Annotated in this window: 18 protein-coding genes; 9 read left to right on the top strand and 9 right to left on the bottom strand. The window is 62.0% G+C overall.

Translation table 11 applies throughout. The features are described 5' to 3' along the window. Nucleotides 1-3: 3 nt before the first annotated feature. The 5 genes from trbL (at nucleotide 4) to ABIB58_RS15525 (ending at nucleotide 4,544) form a co-directional block, all read left to right on the top strand. The gene (gene trbL, locus ABIB58_RS15505) at nucleotides 4-1,359 is read left to right on the top strand and encodes a P-type conjugative transfer protein TrbL (RefSeq protein ID WP_024350822.1); all 1,356 of its coding nucleotides are present in this window, start codon (nucleotides 4-6) and stop codon (nucleotides 1,357-1,359) included. Then, nucleotides 1,359-2,042: a conjugal transfer protein TrbF gene (trbF, locus tag ABIB58_RS15510; RefSeq protein ID WP_024350821.1), complete on the top strand. Its 684-nt coding sequence runs from the start codon at nucleotides 1,359-1,361 to the stop codon at nucleotides 2,040-2,042. Before trbL ends, trbF begins: the two co-directional genes overlap by 1 nt. Beyond that, nucleotides 2,039-3,088, top strand: a complete 1,050-nt coding sequence (trbG, locus tag ABIB58_RS15515) for a P-type conjugative transfer protein TrbG (protein WP_024350820.1) — start codon at nucleotides 2,039-2,041, stop codon at nucleotides 3,086-3,088. Before trbF ends, trbG begins: the two co-directional genes overlap by 4 nt. 80 nt (nucleotides 3,089-3,168) lie before the next feature. After that, a complete protein-coding gene (locus ABIB58_RS15520; RefSeq protein ID WP_299173447.1) occupies nucleotides 3,169-4,305 on the top strand; it encodes a TraB/TrbI/VirB10 family type IV secretion system protein in 1,137 nt (378 codons plus the stop codon). A 2-nt stretch (nucleotides 4,306-4,307) separates the two neighbouring features. After that, nucleotides 4,308-4,544 carry a DUF2274 domain-containing protein gene (locus ABIB58_RS15525; protein ID WP_024350817.1) on the top strand — a complete coding sequence of 79 codons (237 nt, stop codon included), beginning with the start codon at nucleotides 4,308-4,310 and terminating at the stop codon, nucleotides 4,542-4,544. Here ABIB58_RS15525 and ABIB58_RS15530 read toward each other — a convergent pair. After that, nucleotides 4,541-5,443, bottom strand: a complete 903-nt coding sequence (locus ABIB58_RS15530; RefSeq protein ID WP_024350816.1) for a LysR family transcriptional regulator — start codon at nucleotides 5,441-5,443, stop codon at nucleotides 4,541-4,543. The genes ABIB58_RS15525 and ABIB58_RS15530 overlap by 4 nt on opposite strands. A gap of 213 nt (nucleotides 5,444-5,656) precedes the next feature. On the opposite strand from ABIB58_RS15530, the gene ABIB58_RS15535 reads away from it, so the two are divergent. Then, nucleotides 5,657-6,190 carry a MarR family winged helix-turn-helix transcriptional regulator gene (locus tag ABIB58_RS15535; RefSeq protein WP_024588022.1) on the top strand — a complete coding sequence of 178 codons (534 nt, stop codon included), beginning with the start codon at nucleotides 5,657-5,659 and terminating at the stop codon, nucleotides 6,188-6,190. 27 nt (nucleotides 6,191-6,217) lie between these two features. After that, entirely contained in the window at nucleotides 6,218-7,186 is a 969-nt protein-coding gene (locus tag ABIB58_RS15540; RefSeq protein WP_024350815.1) for a YeeE/YedE thiosulfate transporter family protein, read from the top strand. Here ABIB58_RS15540 and ABIB58_RS15545 read toward each other — a convergent pair. The 5 genes from ABIB58_RS15545 to gap form a co-directional block, all read right to left on the bottom strand. Continuing rightward, complete coding sequence (locus tag ABIB58_RS15545) at nucleotides 7,166-7,630, bottom strand: DUF6314 family protein (RefSeq protein ID WP_070154329.1); 465 nt, start codon at nucleotides 7,628-7,630, stop codon at nucleotides 7,166-7,168. The genes ABIB58_RS15540 and ABIB58_RS15545 overlap by 21 nt on opposite strands. Before the next feature lie 11 nt (nucleotides 7,631-7,641). Beyond that, nucleotides 7,642-8,148 carry a YkgB family protein gene (locus ABIB58_RS15550; RefSeq protein ID WP_024350814.1) on the bottom strand — a complete coding sequence of 169 codons (507 nt, stop codon included), beginning with the start codon at nucleotides 8,146-8,148 and terminating at the stop codon, nucleotides 7,642-7,644. Nucleotides 8,149-8,183: 35 nt separating this feature from the next. Beyond that, entirely contained in the window at nucleotides 8,184-8,693 is a 510-nt protein-coding gene (locus ABIB58_RS15555) for a MarR family winged helix-turn-helix transcriptional regulator (RefSeq protein ID WP_024350813.1), read from the bottom strand. A 92-nt stretch (nucleotides 8,694-8,785) separates the two neighbouring features. After that, a complete protein-coding gene (locus tag ABIB58_RS15560; RefSeq protein WP_024350812.1) occupies nucleotides 8,786-9,007 on the bottom strand; it encodes a hypothetical protein in 222 nt (73 codons plus the stop codon). Between the two features lie 141 nt (nucleotides 9,008-9,148). Next, on the bottom strand, nucleotides 9,149-10,156 hold the full coding sequence (gene gap / locus ABIB58_RS15565; protein WP_024350811.1) for a type I glyceraldehyde-3-phosphate dehydrogenase: 1,008 nt from the start codon (nucleotides 10,154-10,156) through the stop codon (nucleotides 9,149-9,151). A 257-nt stretch (nucleotides 10,157-10,413) separates the two neighbouring features. Between gap and rpiA the strand changes: the two genes are divergently transcribed. Together rpiA and ABIB58_RS15575 are read left to right on the top strand one after the other, a co-directional pair. Then, nucleotides 10,414-11,115 carry a ribose-5-phosphate isomerase RpiA gene (rpiA, locus tag ABIB58_RS15570; RefSeq protein WP_024350810.1) on the top strand — a complete coding sequence of 234 codons (702 nt, stop codon included), beginning with the start codon at nucleotides 10,414-10,416 and terminating at the stop codon, nucleotides 11,113-11,115. 311 nt (nucleotides 11,116-11,426) lie between these two features. Then, a complete protein-coding gene (locus ABIB58_RS15575; protein WP_230450755.1) occupies nucleotides 11,427-11,921 on the top strand; it encodes a MarR family winged helix-turn-helix transcriptional regulator in 495 nt (164 codons plus the stop codon). Nucleotides 11,922-11,941: 20 nt separating this feature from the next. On the opposite strand, the gene ABIB58_RS15580 is transcribed toward ABIB58_RS15575, so the two are convergent. The 3 genes from ABIB58_RS15580 to ABIB58_RS15590 form a co-directional block, all read right to left on the bottom strand. Then, nucleotides 11,942-12,703, bottom strand: a complete 762-nt coding sequence (locus ABIB58_RS15580; protein WP_029660571.1) for a ZIP family metal transporter — start codon at nucleotides 12,701-12,703, stop codon at nucleotides 11,942-11,944. Between the two features lie 76 nt (nucleotides 12,704-12,779). Continuing rightward, on the bottom strand, nucleotides 12,780-13,316 hold the full coding sequence (msrA, locus tag ABIB58_RS15585) for a peptide-methionine (S)-S-oxide reductase MsrA (RefSeq protein ID WP_029660570.1): 537 nt from the start codon (nucleotides 13,314-13,316) through the stop codon (nucleotides 12,780-12,782). Nucleotides 13,317-13,344: 28 nt separating this feature from the next. Further along, complete coding sequence (locus ABIB58_RS15590; protein WP_024350806.1) at nucleotides 13,345-14,571, bottom strand: bifunctional alpha/beta hydrolase/OsmC family protein; 1,227 nt, start codon at nucleotides 14,569-14,571, stop codon at nucleotides 13,345-13,347. Between the last annotated feature and the right edge of the window lie 8 nt (nucleotides 14,572-14,579).

Raw genomic sequence — 14,579 nt, forward strand, 5'->3', positions numbered from 1 at the left:
ATCATGGGCAACACCGGCGTCATCGACCACTTCCTCGAGGTCTTCACTCGCTACATCGACAGCGGGTTCGGCCTGCTTAGCGGAGAGGTCGCCTTCATCGCCACGACCCTGATCGTCATCGACGTGACGCTCGCGGCACTGTTCTGGAGCTGGGGCGCCGACGACGACATCATGGCGCGGCTGGTGAAGAAAACGCTCTTCGTCGGCGTCTTCGCCTACATCATCGGCAACTGGAACAACCTCGCACGTATCGTCTTCGAGAGCTTCGCCGGTCTCGGGCTGAAGGCGAGTGGCACCGGATTTTCAACTGCGGACCTCATGCGCCCGGGAAGAGTCGCGCAGACCGGCCTAGACGCCGGTCGACCATTGCTCGACTCCATCTCCAGCCTGATGGGCTACTGGTCGTTCTTCGAGAACTTCATCCAGATTGCCTGCATGTTTCTTGCCTGGGCGCTGGTCCTGCTCGCCTTCTTCATTCTCGCCATCCAGCTGTTCGTCACCCTCATTGAATTCAAGCTGACGACGCTCGCCGGCTTCGTCCTGATCCCGTTCGGCCTGTTCGGCAAATCCGCGTTTATGGCCGAGCGCGTGCTCGGCAACGTCATCTCCTCCGGCATCAAGGTTCTGGTCCTCGCTGTCATCATCGGCATCGGGTCAACGCTCTTCTCAGAGTTCACTTCCGGTTTTGGCGGGCAGAATCCGTCGATCGACGAAGCCATGGCGATCGTGCTGGCCGCGTTGTCACTTCTCGGCCTCGGCATTTTTGGTCCCGGAATCGCCACCGGGCTCGTTTCTGGCGGCCCGCAGCTCAGTGCAGGCGCGGCGATAGGAACCGGCCTCGCAGCGGGCGGCGTGGTCGCTCTTGGCGCCGGCGCCGTCGGTGCAGCAGCCTCCGGCGGCGCGGCCTTGGCAGGCGGTGCGGCAGCCGCAGCTCGTGGTGGCGCCGCCATCGCGGGTGGAGCGTCCACAGCCTACAGCCTTGGCGCAGCCGGACAGTCCGGCGCGGCCGGGGTGGCCTCCGGCCTCGGAGGCGTTGCGCGTGCAGGCGGCAGCGCGGCTGTCTCACCTCTGCGCCGTGCCGCATCGCGCGCTGCCGACACAATGAGGTCAAGCTTCAACGCAGGCGGCAAAGCGGCGTTCGAAGCGACAGGCGGAACATCCACCATGGGCTCAATAGGGGGTGATGCCGCCAGCGATGGCGCGGCGCCTGCGAGCGCTGGCGGGCCGCCGGCTTGGGCGCAGAGAATGCGCCGGTCCCAGCAAATGACTCACGCCGCCCAGGCCACGGCTCATGCCGTCCGCTCTGGCGACGCCCATGGCGGCGGTTCCTCGGTAAATCTGACTCAAGGCGACCGCTAATGTTCAAACGACCATCCACTCACTACGGCAAGGCACCCGAGCCGGAGACGCCGTATCAACGTGCTGCCCAAGTCTGGGACGATCGGATCGGGGCCTCCAGGATCCAGGCGAAAAACTGGCGGCTGATGGCTTTCGGCTCGCTGATCCTTACGGCGGGGTTCGCCACCGCCCTCGTCGTGCAATCAGCTCGCGGGACCGTCGTGCCGTGGGTCGTGCAGGTCGATCGACTGGGTCAGTCCCAGGCGGTCGCACCCGCCGAGGCCGACTTCCGGCCCACCGATCCACAAATCGCCTTTCATCTCGCGCGCTTCATCGAACAGGTTCGCAGCATCCCGGCGGACGCGATCATCGTGCGTCAGAACTGGCTACGGGCGTACGACTTCACAACTGATCGCGGCGCCATGGCGCTCAACGACTATGCTCGCTCGAACGACCCGTTCACGCGGGTCGGCCGACAGCAGGTTGCTGTCGATGTCTCAAGCGTCATCCGCGCCTCGCCCGACAGCTTCCGCGTCGCCTGGGTCGAGCGCCGCTATGAGAACGGCCAGCTCGCCGAGACCACGCGCTGGACCGCGATCCTGACGATCGTCGTGCAGGTCCCCCGCAACGCCGATCGGCTGAGGGCAAATCCGCTCGGCATCTATGTCAACGCCATCAATTGGTCACGGGAGCTTGGGCAATGAAGCCGTCTTTCCGTAAAGCCGGAAACCCGGCTTCACACGCACTTGTAATCCCGGCTCTCCGCCGAGCCGCAATCCCGATGGTCCTGCTGGCGACAACTGCGCTCGCGGGCTGCGCCACCACGAACCCACCGCCCGAGATCTCCTACGACAACGCGGCTCCCGCCGTGCAGACCGTCGATCCGCCAGCGCCCGTCACCGTGGTCGAACTGCCGCGGCCGCTGCCGCTACCCGGCCAGTTGCAGCGTGTGCCGGAGACGCGACGCGCGCCCGAGCCCGCCAACCCAACGGCGCGCGTCAACCAGGCTAATGAGGCGGCCCGCGTCCAGCCGGTGCGCGACGGCTTCATCAACTCCATGCAGGTCTATCCCTGGACGCAAGGCGCGCTCTATCAGGTATATACCGCTGTCGGTCAGATCACCGACATCGCGCTTCAGCCCGGCGAACAGCTCGTCGGCGCAGGCCCTGTTGCGGCCGGGGACACGGTGCGCTGGATCATCGGCGACACCGAGAGCGGATCGGGCGCGACGCGCCAGATCCACATCCTCGTGAAGCCCACACGGGCCGACCTGATGACGAACCTGGTCATCAACACCAACATGCGCACCTATCACATGGAGTTGCGGTCGACAGAGCGAACCTACATGGCTTCAGTGTCCTGGCAGTATCCGCAGGATCAACTCATCGCGCTGCGCCGGCAGAATGCCGACGCGCAGGCCGCTCAACCGGTTGCGAGCGGTGTCGATCTCGCGAACGTCAATTTCCGCTATGCCATCGAGGGTGACCGCGCTCCTTGGCGCCCACTGCGCGCCTTCGACGACGGTCGCCAGGTCTTCATCGAGTTTCCGCGAGGCATTGGTCAGGGCGAGATGCCGCCGCTCTTCGTCGTCGGGCCCGAGGGCAACACCTCAGAACTGGTGAACTACCGCGTTCGCGGCCACCACATGATCGTCGATCGACTCTTCGCGGCGGCGGAACTGCGGTTCGGTTCCGGTCGCGAGCAGAAGCGCGTCAGGATCGTCCGAACAGACGGGAGGCCCACCTCGTGAGCGCGAACTCGCCCACAAATGAGGAAGTGCCAGACGATGATGCACAGCCCCTGACCGGCGAGCCGGTCGGGCCAGCGCCGATGCGTCTGCGCGCCGAACCGCCCCGCGTCACTCGACTATCGCGCAAGGTCCTCGCCGGCCTTGGTCTTGTCGCCAGCGTCGGCCTTGGTGGTGCACTGCTCTACGCGCTCCAGACGCGCGACGCCGGTCGGCCCAACGACGAACTCTATTCGACCGAGAATCGCTCGACGGCTGAGGGCTTGGCCGGCCTGCCGCGAGATTACAGTGGCGTGCCCCAACTCGGTCCGCCCCTTCCCGGTGACCTCGGCCGACCGATCCTCAGCACCCAGGATCGCGGACAGCCGGTGCCCGCTCCCGTTATCGCCACACCCAACCCCGGTATCAGCGCGGAAGAGCAGCGCCGCCTTCAGGAGATCGAGACCGCGCGGACCAGCCGCCTCTTCTCCGGATCGGACAGCCGGGGCGCTCCCGCTGCAGCGGGAGCTGCCCCAGCACTCCCGCACGCTCCGGATTTGGCGAGCCTCGGCCTCGCACCTCCGCCGGCCACACCCTCCGCGCAGGAGCGTCAGAACGCTTTCCTGAACGCAGCGACCGATCGACGGACGGTGTCGCCCGATCGCGTCGTTGCTCCAGCGTCGCCAAATGTACTTCAGGCCGGCGCAGTTATCGCGGCAGCTCTTATAACCGGCATCCGATCCGACCTCCCGGGCCAGATCACCGCTCAGGTGACCGAAAACATCTACGACAGCCCGACAGGGCGCATTCTGCTCGTGCCACAAGGCACGCGCATTATCGGCCAGTACGATAACAATGTGCAATTCGGTCAAAGCCGCGTCCTGCTAGTCTGGAATCGACTGATCTTCCCAAATGGCCGTTCGATAGTGCTCGAGCGCCAGCCCGGCGCAGACGTCGAAGGCTATGCCGGCCTGCAGGATGGCGTCGATTACCACTGGTGGGATCTTGCCAAGGCCGCCGGTCTGTCGACTCTTCTCGGAGTCGGCGCCGAGCTCGCCGCCGACAATGACGACCGTCTCATCCAGGCGATCCGGAATGGCGGTCAAGACACGATCAACGATGCCGGTCAGCAGATCGTCAGACGGCAGCTCAACGTGGCTCCAACATTGACGATCCGGCCGGGATTTCCTGTCCGTGTCGTCGTGACCCGTGATCTCGTTCTCGAACCTTATGGGGGCTGATGATGTCGAAGCTCAAGCTAGGTCCCATCGCCGACGAGAAGCCGATCAAGGTTCAGGTGGAGCTGCCGGCGGCTCTCCACCAAGACCTTTCCGACTACGCGGATTTGTTAGGGCGCGAACAAGGTATGCCTGCTGTCGAGCCCGCGCGGTTGATCGTACCGATGTTGCAGCGGTTCATCGCAACCGATCGAGGGTTCTCGAAGGCTAGGCGTACGAAGACCCAGAACGCCTCCGATTAGCTGGCGCTGCTCCGCGTGAAGGCTGGCAGGACATCGAAGCACTTCAGCAGCAGCGGCAGAGCCGGATTGTCGTTATCGCTCGACGAAATCATAGCCGCCGTCGGCGCCCGCGCGGGTGTGAGCGGAACCAATGCAATATCAGGCCGATGCACGACGCTCGTTATCGTCAGCCCGAAGCCTTGCTCGACCATGGTCAGAAGTGTTTCCCTGCTGACCTGCTGGATAGACAGTTGGATCGCCTCTTCGGCAGCGCCCAGCATCCGCCGGAGAATAGCTGCGAGTTCGCGCCCGGCACCATCGGAGCGGACAAGAAAGACTTCGTCGCAAACGTCCTCCCAGGCGAGCCGCGGTCGCGACGCGAGTTGGTGTATGGGTGATAGGGCAACGAAGAGGTCGGGTTCGCACAACCGTCGAATCTGAAACGGAGGGCCCTTCGTTGCGGCCAGGCTGATCGCCGCGTCTAGCAGCCCGCGCTCCACGCCGAGGGTGTTCTGCTCTGACGTGCCTTCTTCGAGCTTCACCTCGATCGTCGGGTGTCGCTGTCTAAAGGTCGCCAAGAGGTCGATTATGGGACATGCCGGAAACGCCTCGAGCATCCCGAACCTGACTAGTCCAGTCGTAAGTTTACGGACCGATCGCATCTCAGTGGCGGCCTCGCGAAGATACCTCGCCCCGACCGCAGCTTGCTGCAGAAATCGCTCTCCTTCCGGCGTCAATCCAGCGCCCGATCGCGTGCGCTTGAACAGGGAAACGCCAAGCTGCCGTTCGAGCATCTGAACGCGGCGGCTGACCGTTGATTGCGATATCGAAAGGCGATCCGCCGCCCTGCGGAAACTACCCGCTTCGGCGACATGGATAGCATACTTAAGGTATCGAAGATCGAGCGTCAGATCAGGCATGACGCGCATTCCCGGTTCCCGGCTTCCGTTCGCACGAGCAGCGCGCGATGCTCCAAAGCCTTTGCTGGAGGCCCCGCTTTTCGATCTCAGATGGGGAATCCAAGCCGAGCCCATCAGTGAGCATGACCATCTCCGAATCCGTGATAGATGTATGCGCCGGTCATACATATTCGAGCGCTTGATGTCTATGCGTGACGCATATATTCTTTCCGGATGGAGCCCGAGGCCGCCAAATATCATTTTGGTGCACTTGCGCTCGCGGTAGCTGACAGCATCGCGAGCGCATCAGCCTCGCTTTCGCCGAGCGGCCCCGCGGCTGCATTGATGGTCTTCCTTAGCTTCGAGCCGGGATTACCTATCAGTGTCCTTGCGAGCCGGATCCGGCTTTCGCATGCGGGAACGGTCCGATTGATCGATAGGCTCGAATCCGATCACCTGGTGGAAAGGCGGCGACACACGGCGGACAAGAGGGCGCGCTTTATCCACTTGACCAATGCAGGTGTGAAAATGACCGGCGCTCTGCTCAGAGCGCGCGAACAAGTGATTGCAGCGTGTGTCTCGCCGCTGTCGCCGGCTGACCTGAACAAACTAGGCCGATTGTCCGAGCGGCTCCTTATCGCAAACGGTTACGAGAAATCTGGTGTCGAAACTATGTGGCCCGTGGTTGGCTACCGGGGACAGACACCGGCTGAAAATGCATCTCAGCCCGCCCGCCAGCTGCGCCGGCGCCCTTCGCACAAGGGCTGACGAGAAACCGAGGCAGGCTTGATATCTTTGGCATCGATCGCGTTCGACTTTCTCATATGCATACTGGCCTTCTGGTTCGGGTATTCTGCGAACCGAGGCGGCACGTGCTTGGTCGTAGCGGCTCATGAGTTGCAGCAACGGCGCCGACCAAGAATGTTCGTCGGATTTGTTGCGGCGTCTGCGGCTGCTGGCCTTATTGCGATACCGCTCGCTTGGTCGGGGACGCTGAACGCGACCCTCCCACTCTCGACGAGCGTCAACGGCCTCCTCATCATCGGCGCCATCGCCTTCGGCCTCGGCGCGCTCATAAATGACACCTGCCTGCTAGGTTCACTGGCACGGTTAGGGGATGGAGAGATGCGGTTGCTTGCCCTTCCTGCCGGACTGGCAATCGGCATCTTGGCCGCTGATTTCGGCCGGTTTGGCGCCGTCGCGACATGGCCAAGTTTCATCGCTAGGCCGAGTGTCCCTGGGGCCGCGACGCTTCTTGCCTTAGCCGTCGTGCTCGCGCTGGCGGTGATCTTCGTATCGCGGAAGACCCCACCGCGAAGAAGGCAGAGCTGGGCATTTGGCGCTTCAATGATCGGCCTCGGTATCACTGGTGGGCTTCTCTACGCGCTTTCGCCAGCATGGACATTCGCTGACCTTATCCAACGCGGCCTTCCTCTTCGAATGTCGCCAACAGGCGAGGTCGCACTGGTTGCGGTCATTGCCTCAGTTGCGGGAGCCATCACGGCATCCGTGCGCCAGGGTCGCTTGCGTTTCCAGCGGCCGACGGCCGCCGGCATCCTGCGGTCGATCGCCGGCGGCGCGTTGATGGGAATAGGCATCGGCCTGATACCCGGTGGCAACGACGCTTTAATCCTTGCCGCAATGCCTACGCTTTCTCCGGGCGGCATAGTCGCCTACCTCGTGATGACGACCACGATCGTTTTCGGATTCGAAGCGCGTGACAGACTGGCCAGGAACGGCGCGTCAGGCCAGGGGAAAAAGTAGACGGTCCGGCGTCGTTCGTGACACCTTTGAGTACCGGCTCCGCAGGTCGTACGCCTTTCGTGGACCAATGACCCTGATAACTGTCTCGAAAGATCCTGCGTCGAGAATTCGGTAAAAAGCGTGATAGGCGTCGTCACCGCAGAAGTGGGTGTCTGTTGCCTCGTACCCCCAATTCTTGCGCGAGAATGCAAGGTTGAGAAACAGCTTCCCGGTGTTCGGTCCGTCTGCGAACTGAACGTCTACTCGGTGGCCGACCGCGCAGTACCGATATTGCCGAGACGCTGAGAGTTCGCGGCCATCCCGAAGCCGAAGTATCCCGCTTTCTCGATAGGTGAGCGCGGATTCACCTGTCGAAGCGAAATCCGCGTCGCCAATCAGTTGTTCGCCCGTCGGATCGACGTTGCGACGAAGCGCCCACTCTCCACGGAGCGTGTCCAAGACCATCGTGCCTATGTTCACGACCGATCGATGGTCATCGGCCCAAGGCGCTCATTTTTGGGTTGGACCGACGCAAACAGCAGCACAAGTGATGCCGCAAGCAAAACTGCGTCCTTCAGCAAAAACTGGCCAGGAGCGGCGGATATCGCAGGAAAGCCTCCGGCAGTCGGCTCCCCGACCCCAGGCGTCGTAAAAAAGAAGGTCAGGGTGATGAAGTAGGTCGCCGCCGACATAAGCGCGCCAAGCGCTGAGAAGGATGGGCGGAAAGCCCCTAAGGCCAGCACGACTGCGGTCGACAGCTCGATGACGCCGACAAAGTAACTTTGGCCCTGTACCCCGAACATACCCAGCCAACTCATGATCGGACTATGGCCGATGAAAGGGGCGATGCCATCGGCCTCGTAAGCCGTGAATTTCATCGCGCCGAACCAAGAGAAAACGATCACGAGCGCCCATCTCAACAGCGCCAGTTCCTTCCGACTGCGCTCGGGCACAAGCAATTCATACCGATCGAAAATACTCATATCGAACTCCTCAAAAGGGGATGATCGTCAGGGCGTCACGGACGATGGTGGCCGACTGGGCAATCGGCACACCGGGCCTGATCGCACAGACGACAGATTGCCAAGCCGCCGTGGAGGTCCGAGAACAGCGACGACAGGATGTTGTCCGCGGCCCGCTCCAGCACGACGCGATCGTCAGCCGACACTTTGCTCAGCAGCTCGGACACCGCCGCGTTCCGCAGACCTAGCAGCTTGGTCCGCTCCACCTGACCACGCGAGGTCAGCGAGACATGAACTACCCGGCGGTCAGAGGGCGACGGCGATTTCGCCACCAGGCCTTGCTCGCCTAGCCTCTCGACGACGCGAACTGCACCTGCATGCGAAAGCCGGAGAGTTTGCCGTACCTGGCCGATCGACATTCCTGGCGCGTGACCGATCGCGATCAAAGCCGCGGCCGTCTCGCCCCCCGCATTGAATGCTTCAGCGATCGCCAAGCGCACGCGGTCAGACACCGCTTGAGACAGCGCGCCAAAGATGTTGATCAAGCGATCCGAGGGGTCATCCATCGCCGCGACTCACGCAATATATGCGTCGCGCATACAATATCTGTGGGCCGGTGTCGAGCCTCGTGCCGGAGTACAAGCGTTCGCTGGAAGGCTTAGACGTCGTCGGTGCCTACCGGCCCACCTTCGCCCTCCATCCGATTGATCGCACGCACATCCTTGGCGTTGAACTTGAGCCTTACGCCGAGCCCTCCGCTATTGTCCTCGCTGATGAAAACCGCGCCGCCGCGTTCGAGCGCGTCCCGCAGCCGCGTCAAATCCGAGGCTGCAAACACGCTGGCGCCGGCTTCGAATTGAGCTAGCGCCTCTTCCTCCAAGCCTGCGATCTTGGCGACATGTGATCGCGGCCACTGAATGAGCGCTCTCGCTGCACGTGCTAGTGGCCCATTCATGTTTAATGCCTCCGTTTCGCGAACGCATCCTGTCGCCAAGATACGACCTTTCCCGCAACCGATCCGCTAGATGAGCTTCGCCATCACCACGGCGACATCCGCCATGCGTGTCGCGAAGCTCCACTCGTTGTCGTACCAAGCAAGCACGCGAACCATCCGGCCATCGACGACATCGGTCTGGGGGAGCGCGACGATCGAGGATTCGGTCCGGTGGGTCAGATCCACAGACACCAGAGGCTCTGTCGTGAATGCGAGCACCCCACTCATCGGACCACTCGCAGCCTGACGAATGGCGTCGTTCACTTCGTCGATCGTCACCTCCCGGGATGCGGAAATAGCGAGATCGACGACCGATACGTTCGGCGTTGGCACGCGGATTGACGAGCCATGGAGCTTGCCTTTCAGTTCTGGCAGCACGCGTCCGATTGCGTTCGCGGCTCCGGTCGAGGTTGGGATCATCGACAGCGCGGCTGCCCGTGCGCGGTAGAGATCCTTATGCACCGTATCCAGCGTCGGTTGGTCACCGGTATAGGCGTGAACCGTGGTCATGTAGCCCCGCTCAATGCCACATAGATCGTTCAGTATCTTCGCGACGGGCGCGAGGACATTCGTGGTGCATGAGCCATTCGATACGACGACATCTTCGGTTGTCAGCGTTTCGTGATTGACCTTGAAGACGATCGTCTTGTCTGCGCCCTCGCTGGGCGCGGAGACGAGCACGCGCTTTGCTCCTGCACGGATGTGCGATTCAGCCTTCTCCTTGGAGGTGAACAAACCCGTGCATTCGAGCGCCACGTCGACTCCAAGCTCGTTATGCGGAAGCTTTGATGGATCGCGCTCCGAAAACACTTTGATTTTACCGGACCCGATGTCGATCCAGTCTTCGCCGGTGGCTATCGATCCTTGAAAGGGGCCGTGAACTGAATCGTACTTCAGGAGGTGCGCCAACGTAGCAACCGGCCCGAGGTCGTTGATCGCAACCACCTCGATGTCATCACGCCGTAGTTCGACGATCGACCGTAAGGCCAGTCGTCCGATCCGACCGAAACCGTTGATTGCGACCTTGACCGTCATGCCTGTGTCCCCTGGTTCGCCGAACTGGCTACGGCATACGCACTTCGCTCAGTGCCGCCTGGCACGCGGTGGTCGTCTCCAGCAGCGAAAGCTTGCCGATCAGACCATCCTCATTATGTATGCGCCACGCATAGACCTATCCGTCTGTTGGCTGCAGGTCAACGAGGCAATGTCGGCATGGAGGATTAGGTTTGCGCCGCCCGGTTTCACAATCGACCTGGTGAAGGCACGCATACCGGCGAGATGAAGTGGCGTTGATGTTTACCCAAGAAGAAGAGAGGAGGCTGGCTGCGGCTAGAGCAGTCGACGAGATCGAAGACGGCATGTTCGTTGGCCTTGGGACCGGAAGCACAACAGCCTATGCCATTAAGAGCCTGAGCGACCGCATTCGGCAGGGCCTTCGCATCACCGCTGTCGCCACCTCCCGAGCGACCGAAATGTTGGCTCGTCGTCTCGCGGTGCCGCTCGTTCCTTTTGAGCAGTTCAGTTCGATAGACCTCACGATCGACGGCGCTGACGAGATCGACTGCCACTTTCAGGCGATCAAAGGCGGCGGCGGCGCCTTGCTCCGAGAGAAGGTCGTGGCCGCCGCTTCTAGCCGGATGATCGTGATCGTAGACGCTAGCAAAGTCGTTCAACGACTCGGCGGGTTTCCTTTGGCGGTCGAAGTCGTGCCCTTCGCGAGCGAGTTCGTTCGAACGCATCTTGCCAACCTCGGAGCCAGTGTGACGCTTCGCTCGGTCGGCGGAGAACCATTCATCACAGACCAGAGCAATCACATCTTGGATGCAGCCTTCGGCAAGGCCCTTAGGCCGATCGAGATCGCCGGAGCGATCGATGCCATCCCCGGCGTAATGGAGCACGGCTTGTTTCTCAGCGAGATTGACACTGTGGTGGTCGGACGCGGTGAGACGGTCGAGGTGCATCTCAGAGAGCAAGCCCCCGGATCCCTCCGTTAGGTGCCGACGAGGGGTGGCACCTGGCGCAGGCGTGATGTGATTCGGCCGTCGGGCAGCCAAAATCACGACAGCCCACCCCGATCTATAGCCGCCAGGTATCGCCATTTTGTGTGTCCCGACGATCGAAGTCCTGTATTCCAATCGTCCGCGCCATCCGCAGCATATCCTAAGCCACTGTAAAGGCGCACCTTTCGGCTTGCCAGAATCCCCCGGCGCCGCAGGGGTATGGCTTGCTGTCTATGCTTCGCGCACATATAGATGGGGCAATGGATGGACCTCGAGATCGAAATATCTTCGGGGCGTTCGCACTCATGATCAGCGACGACATCGTTCGCGCTAGTTCATCGCGGGCGCCAGAAGCTGGACCCGCCGCCTCGGCGCTTGCGTTGATTGCCCATAAGCCAGGGCTATCGATCCGCATGCTGTCAGTTGGGGTGGGACTTTCCCATGCCGCGACCGTCCGCTTGGTGGACCGTTTGTCGACGGAGGGATTGGTCGAGCGGCGTGAGCATTCGACTGACGGGCGCACGCGGTCCCTCCATCTTACAGAGGCTGGCAAGGTCGCGAGCGATGCGGTCCTGGCCTCGCGAGACAAGGTGATCGCTGAGGGACTATCGATCCTCACCCCTACCGAGTTGGACGCTCTTTATAGCATTGCTGAACGCGTGCTGCGCGATCGCCTGGAAAACCTCGAGCATTCCTACCGCATCTGCCGCTTGTGCTGTTACGAGGGCTGCACGAATTGCCCGATCGATGCCGAGTTGCACGAGCGCGGCGTAGACCGCGAGAACGGCGGCGAGGCTTAGAGCTCCGGAAGTCGCAGGTTTCAGTGTTGAGCGATGAGATACGCCGCCAGAAACCCCACGACCGTGATCAGGCCTATGAACGGCGGCGCCTTCTCGAAAGCTTCGGGAATCATAGCCTCCGCCAGCATCGCGATGACCGCGCCGGCTGCGAACGACAGAATGGCAGGGGCTTGAGTGGACGCCGAGCCGAGCAGAAGGTTTCCCGTACCGGCGGCGATGCAGACAAGTAGCGGAATACCGATCCAGACCGCGTAGATATAGCTTCGCGATCGGCCCGCGACCTTCATTCCGGAAGTGCTCGATAGACCCTGTGGCACATTAGCCAAAAAGAAGCCTGCCACTACTGCAAGGCTGATCCTGCCTCCACCAGCCACGGACATCCCAATCACGAGGGCCTCTGGAATGCCGTCGAGGACGCTGCCAAGCGCAATCGCAGCACCGCTACCGCGGTGCTCCTGTTCAGTGGCCTGCTCGGTGCATTCACCGCATCGCTTTCGATGCTTCGCGCCCCTGCGAGAGAGAAACCAGTTTGTGCCGCTGAAGATTGCGGCCCCTGCGAGCAGCGCAAAGATCGCTAAGGGTCCCAGGCCAGCCGACACGCGATCACCGATGAGTTCGGTAGCGACCACGGCAATCAACACACCACCACCGAAGCCCATCACCGCTGAGATCATGCGGTGAGTGAGTCGCCCGTACAGCACGTCCGCAAGAACCGCCCCCACCAGAAGTCCGCTTCCTGACAAAAGCCCCCACAAGCCGGCGATTACGTATTCGGGTATCATCGCAAGAACCCGGCTGACCTAGCGACGCGGGGCGAGCGCCTTAGCGTCCGTATCGTTGATGACCGTCCCTGCGTGCTCATCGTTTCGCTCGGTCCAATCGCCAGGCCGGTCGCTCGAAGTGGCAGCTATAGCCGCCGGGTCGACGCTGGAGGTACTTCTGATGCTCTGGCTCGGCCTCCCAGAACGGCTCTTCCGGGTTGATCTCGGATACGACAGGTCCCGGCCAGCGCCCCGACGCTTCGATCTCGGCGATTGTCTCCAGAGCAACGTCCATCTGCTTCTCAGACGTGTAGAAAATCGCGGACCGATAGCTTGGTCCGACGTCGTTACCTTGTTGCTCGTATGTCGTCGGATCGTGGATTTGGAAGAAGAGTTCCAGGAGAGCACGATATGTCAGTATCGAAGGATCAAACGTGACCTCCACCGCTTCCGCATGACCATGGTGTCTCGTGTAAGTCGGGTCCGGCATTTCGCCGCCGATGTAGCCGACACGCGTCGTCACGACGCCCTTCGCGCGGCGAAGTAAATCTTCGAGGCCCCAGAAACACCCACCCGCAAGTATCGCTCGCTCGGTTCGCGTCGGCGTCTGGTCAGTAGTGGGCAGACTCTGCATTCGATCAACCTCCGCTCTGTGCACCACATCAGTTCGCCGGCGCCGCACCTGCAGGCTGCGCATCGCTCGAAAGTTCGGTCTGCACATCCGAGCCTCGGACGAGTGTCAGGTCGACCGGACACCGATCCGCGATTTCCAGAATGCGCGCCCGCTGTTCATCGCTGAGCGGCCCATCGAGAGAGACGGTGCGCGTGAAGCGGTCGGGAGGCATCATGTCCGCCACTTTCTCGTGTCGCACGGTCGTCGTCGCTCGCTCCAGCGGGAAGCCTTTGCGGTTCGCGTAAAGACGCATTGTCATCACCGTGCAGGCGGCCAGTCCGGCCGACACCAGTTCGTAAGGAGACAGGCCGCTGCCGAGACCTCCGACCGATTCTGGTTCATCGGCGAACAGCGTGTGCTCGCCACTACGGACCGTGAGTTGGAACTTCCCCGCCAACGTTTCCGACGCCACGACTCCATTCGCTAACTCGACTTGCGGAAGGTCCGCCGCGAGCGGCGGCAGGAAGCGGCTTGCCCACGCTGCGACCATAGCTGAGGCGTAGTTCGCATCTTCGACATCGGTGAGAAGGTGATCGGCCGTGTCGAGCGAAACAAAGCTCTTGGGATGGCGCGACGCGACGAAGATGCGCGAGGCGTGCTCGATACCCACGACTTGATCCACCGGTGAATGCATCACAAGCACCGGACGTCGAAGGGCAGCGATAGACCTCTCGATGTCCACTTCGTCGACCGTTTCAAGGAAACTGCGGCGGATCAGGAAGGGCCTGCCAGCAATCTCCACCGATGCCTCGCCCTCGCTCGCTATCGCGTCTAGGTCGGCAGGTTGAAAGACGCGCAATATATGCTGAAGATCAGCCGGGGCGCCGATCGTCACTACCGCTGCGATATCCGGCAAGTCGGCGGCGGCTACGATCGCAGCCGTGCCGCCCAGGCTGTGTCCGACAAGGAGGGAGGGGGCCTTACCGGCGACAGCCATGGCCTCCGCGGCGGCCTTAAGATCATCGACGTCGGAAGCGAAGCTTATCGCTTCATCCGCAGAACTCTCGATCCCGGTGCCGGCGAAGTCGAACCGCAAGACGCCGATGCCAGCCCGCGAGAGGGCGCGTGCGATGTACACGGCGGCGCGGCTGTCTTTCCCGCAAGTGAAGCAATGGGCGAAAATAGCCCAGCCGCGAGGCGTACCTTCGGGCGCCTCCAAATACCCGGCTAGATCAGAGCCTCCACCACCGGGAAACGTGAACGGTCTTCCTGTCATAAGCGTCG

It is taken from the genome of Brevundimonas sp. UYEF29 (genome assembly GCF_040546195.1).
In the GTDB taxonomy this organism is placed as follows: domain Bacteria; phylum Pseudomonadota; class Alphaproteobacteria; order Caulobacterales; family Caulobacteraceae; genus Brevundimonas; species Brevundimonas huaxiensis.

Coding starts and splice junctions, on each gene's coding strand:
- ABIB58_RS15575 (WP_230450755.1), top strand. CDS start 11,427: ATGATCAGCGACGACATCGTTCGCGCTAGTTCATCGCGGGCGCCAGAA.
- trbF (WP_024350821.1), top strand. CDS start 1,359: ATGTTCAAACGACCATCCACTCACTACGGCAAGGCACCCGAGCCGGAG.
- ABIB58_RS15525 (WP_024350817.1), top strand. CDS start 4,308: ATGTCGAAGCTCAAGCTAGGTCCCATCGCCGACGAGAAGCCGATCAAG.
- ABIB58_RS15590 (WP_024350806.1), bottom strand. CDS start 14,571: ATGACAGGAAGACCGTTCACGTTTCCCGGTGGTGGAGGCTCTGATCTA.
- ABIB58_RS15555 (WP_024350813.1), bottom strand. CDS start 8,693: ATGGATGACCCCTCGGATCGCTTGATCAACATCTTTGGCGCGCTGTCT.
- msrA (WP_029660570.1), bottom strand. CDS start 13,316: ATGCAGAGTCTGCCCACTACTGACCAGACGCCGACGCGAACCGAGCGA.
- trbL (WP_024350822.1), top strand. CDS start 4: ATGGGCAACACCGGCGTCATCGACCACTTCCTCGAGGTCTTCACTCGC.
- ABIB58_RS15535 (WP_024588022.1), top strand. CDS start 5,657: ATGGAGCCCGAGGCCGCCAAATATCATTTTGGTGCACTTGCGCTCGCG.
- ABIB58_RS15580 (WP_029660571.1), bottom strand. CDS start 12,703: ATGATACCCGAATACGTAATCGCCGGCTTGTGGGGGCTTTTGTCAGGA.
- gap (WP_024350811.1), bottom strand. CDS start 10,156: ATGACGGTCAAGGTCGCAATCAACGGTTTCGGTCGGATCGGACGACTG.
- ABIB58_RS15550 (WP_024350814.1), bottom strand. CDS start 8,148: ATGAGTATTTTCGATCGGTATGAATTGCTTGTGCCCGAGCGCAGTCGG.
- ABIB58_RS15530 (WP_024350816.1), bottom strand. CDS start 5,443: ATGCCTGATCTGACGCTCGATCTTCGATACCTTAAGTATGCTATCCAT.
- ABIB58_RS15545 (WP_070154329.1), bottom strand. CDS start 7,630: ATGGTCTTGGACACGCTCCGTGGAGAGTGGGCGCTTCGTCGCAACGTC.
- trbG (WP_024350820.1), top strand. CDS start 2,039: ATGAAGCCGTCTTTCCGTAAAGCCGGAAACCCGGCTTCACACGCACTT.
- rpiA (WP_024350810.1), top strand. CDS start 10,414: ATGTTTACCCAAGAAGAAGAGAGGAGGCTGGCTGCGGCTAGAGCAGTC.
- ABIB58_RS15520 (WP_299173447.1), top strand. CDS start 3,169: ATGCGTCTGCGCGCCGAACCGCCCCGCGTCACTCGACTATCGCGCAAG.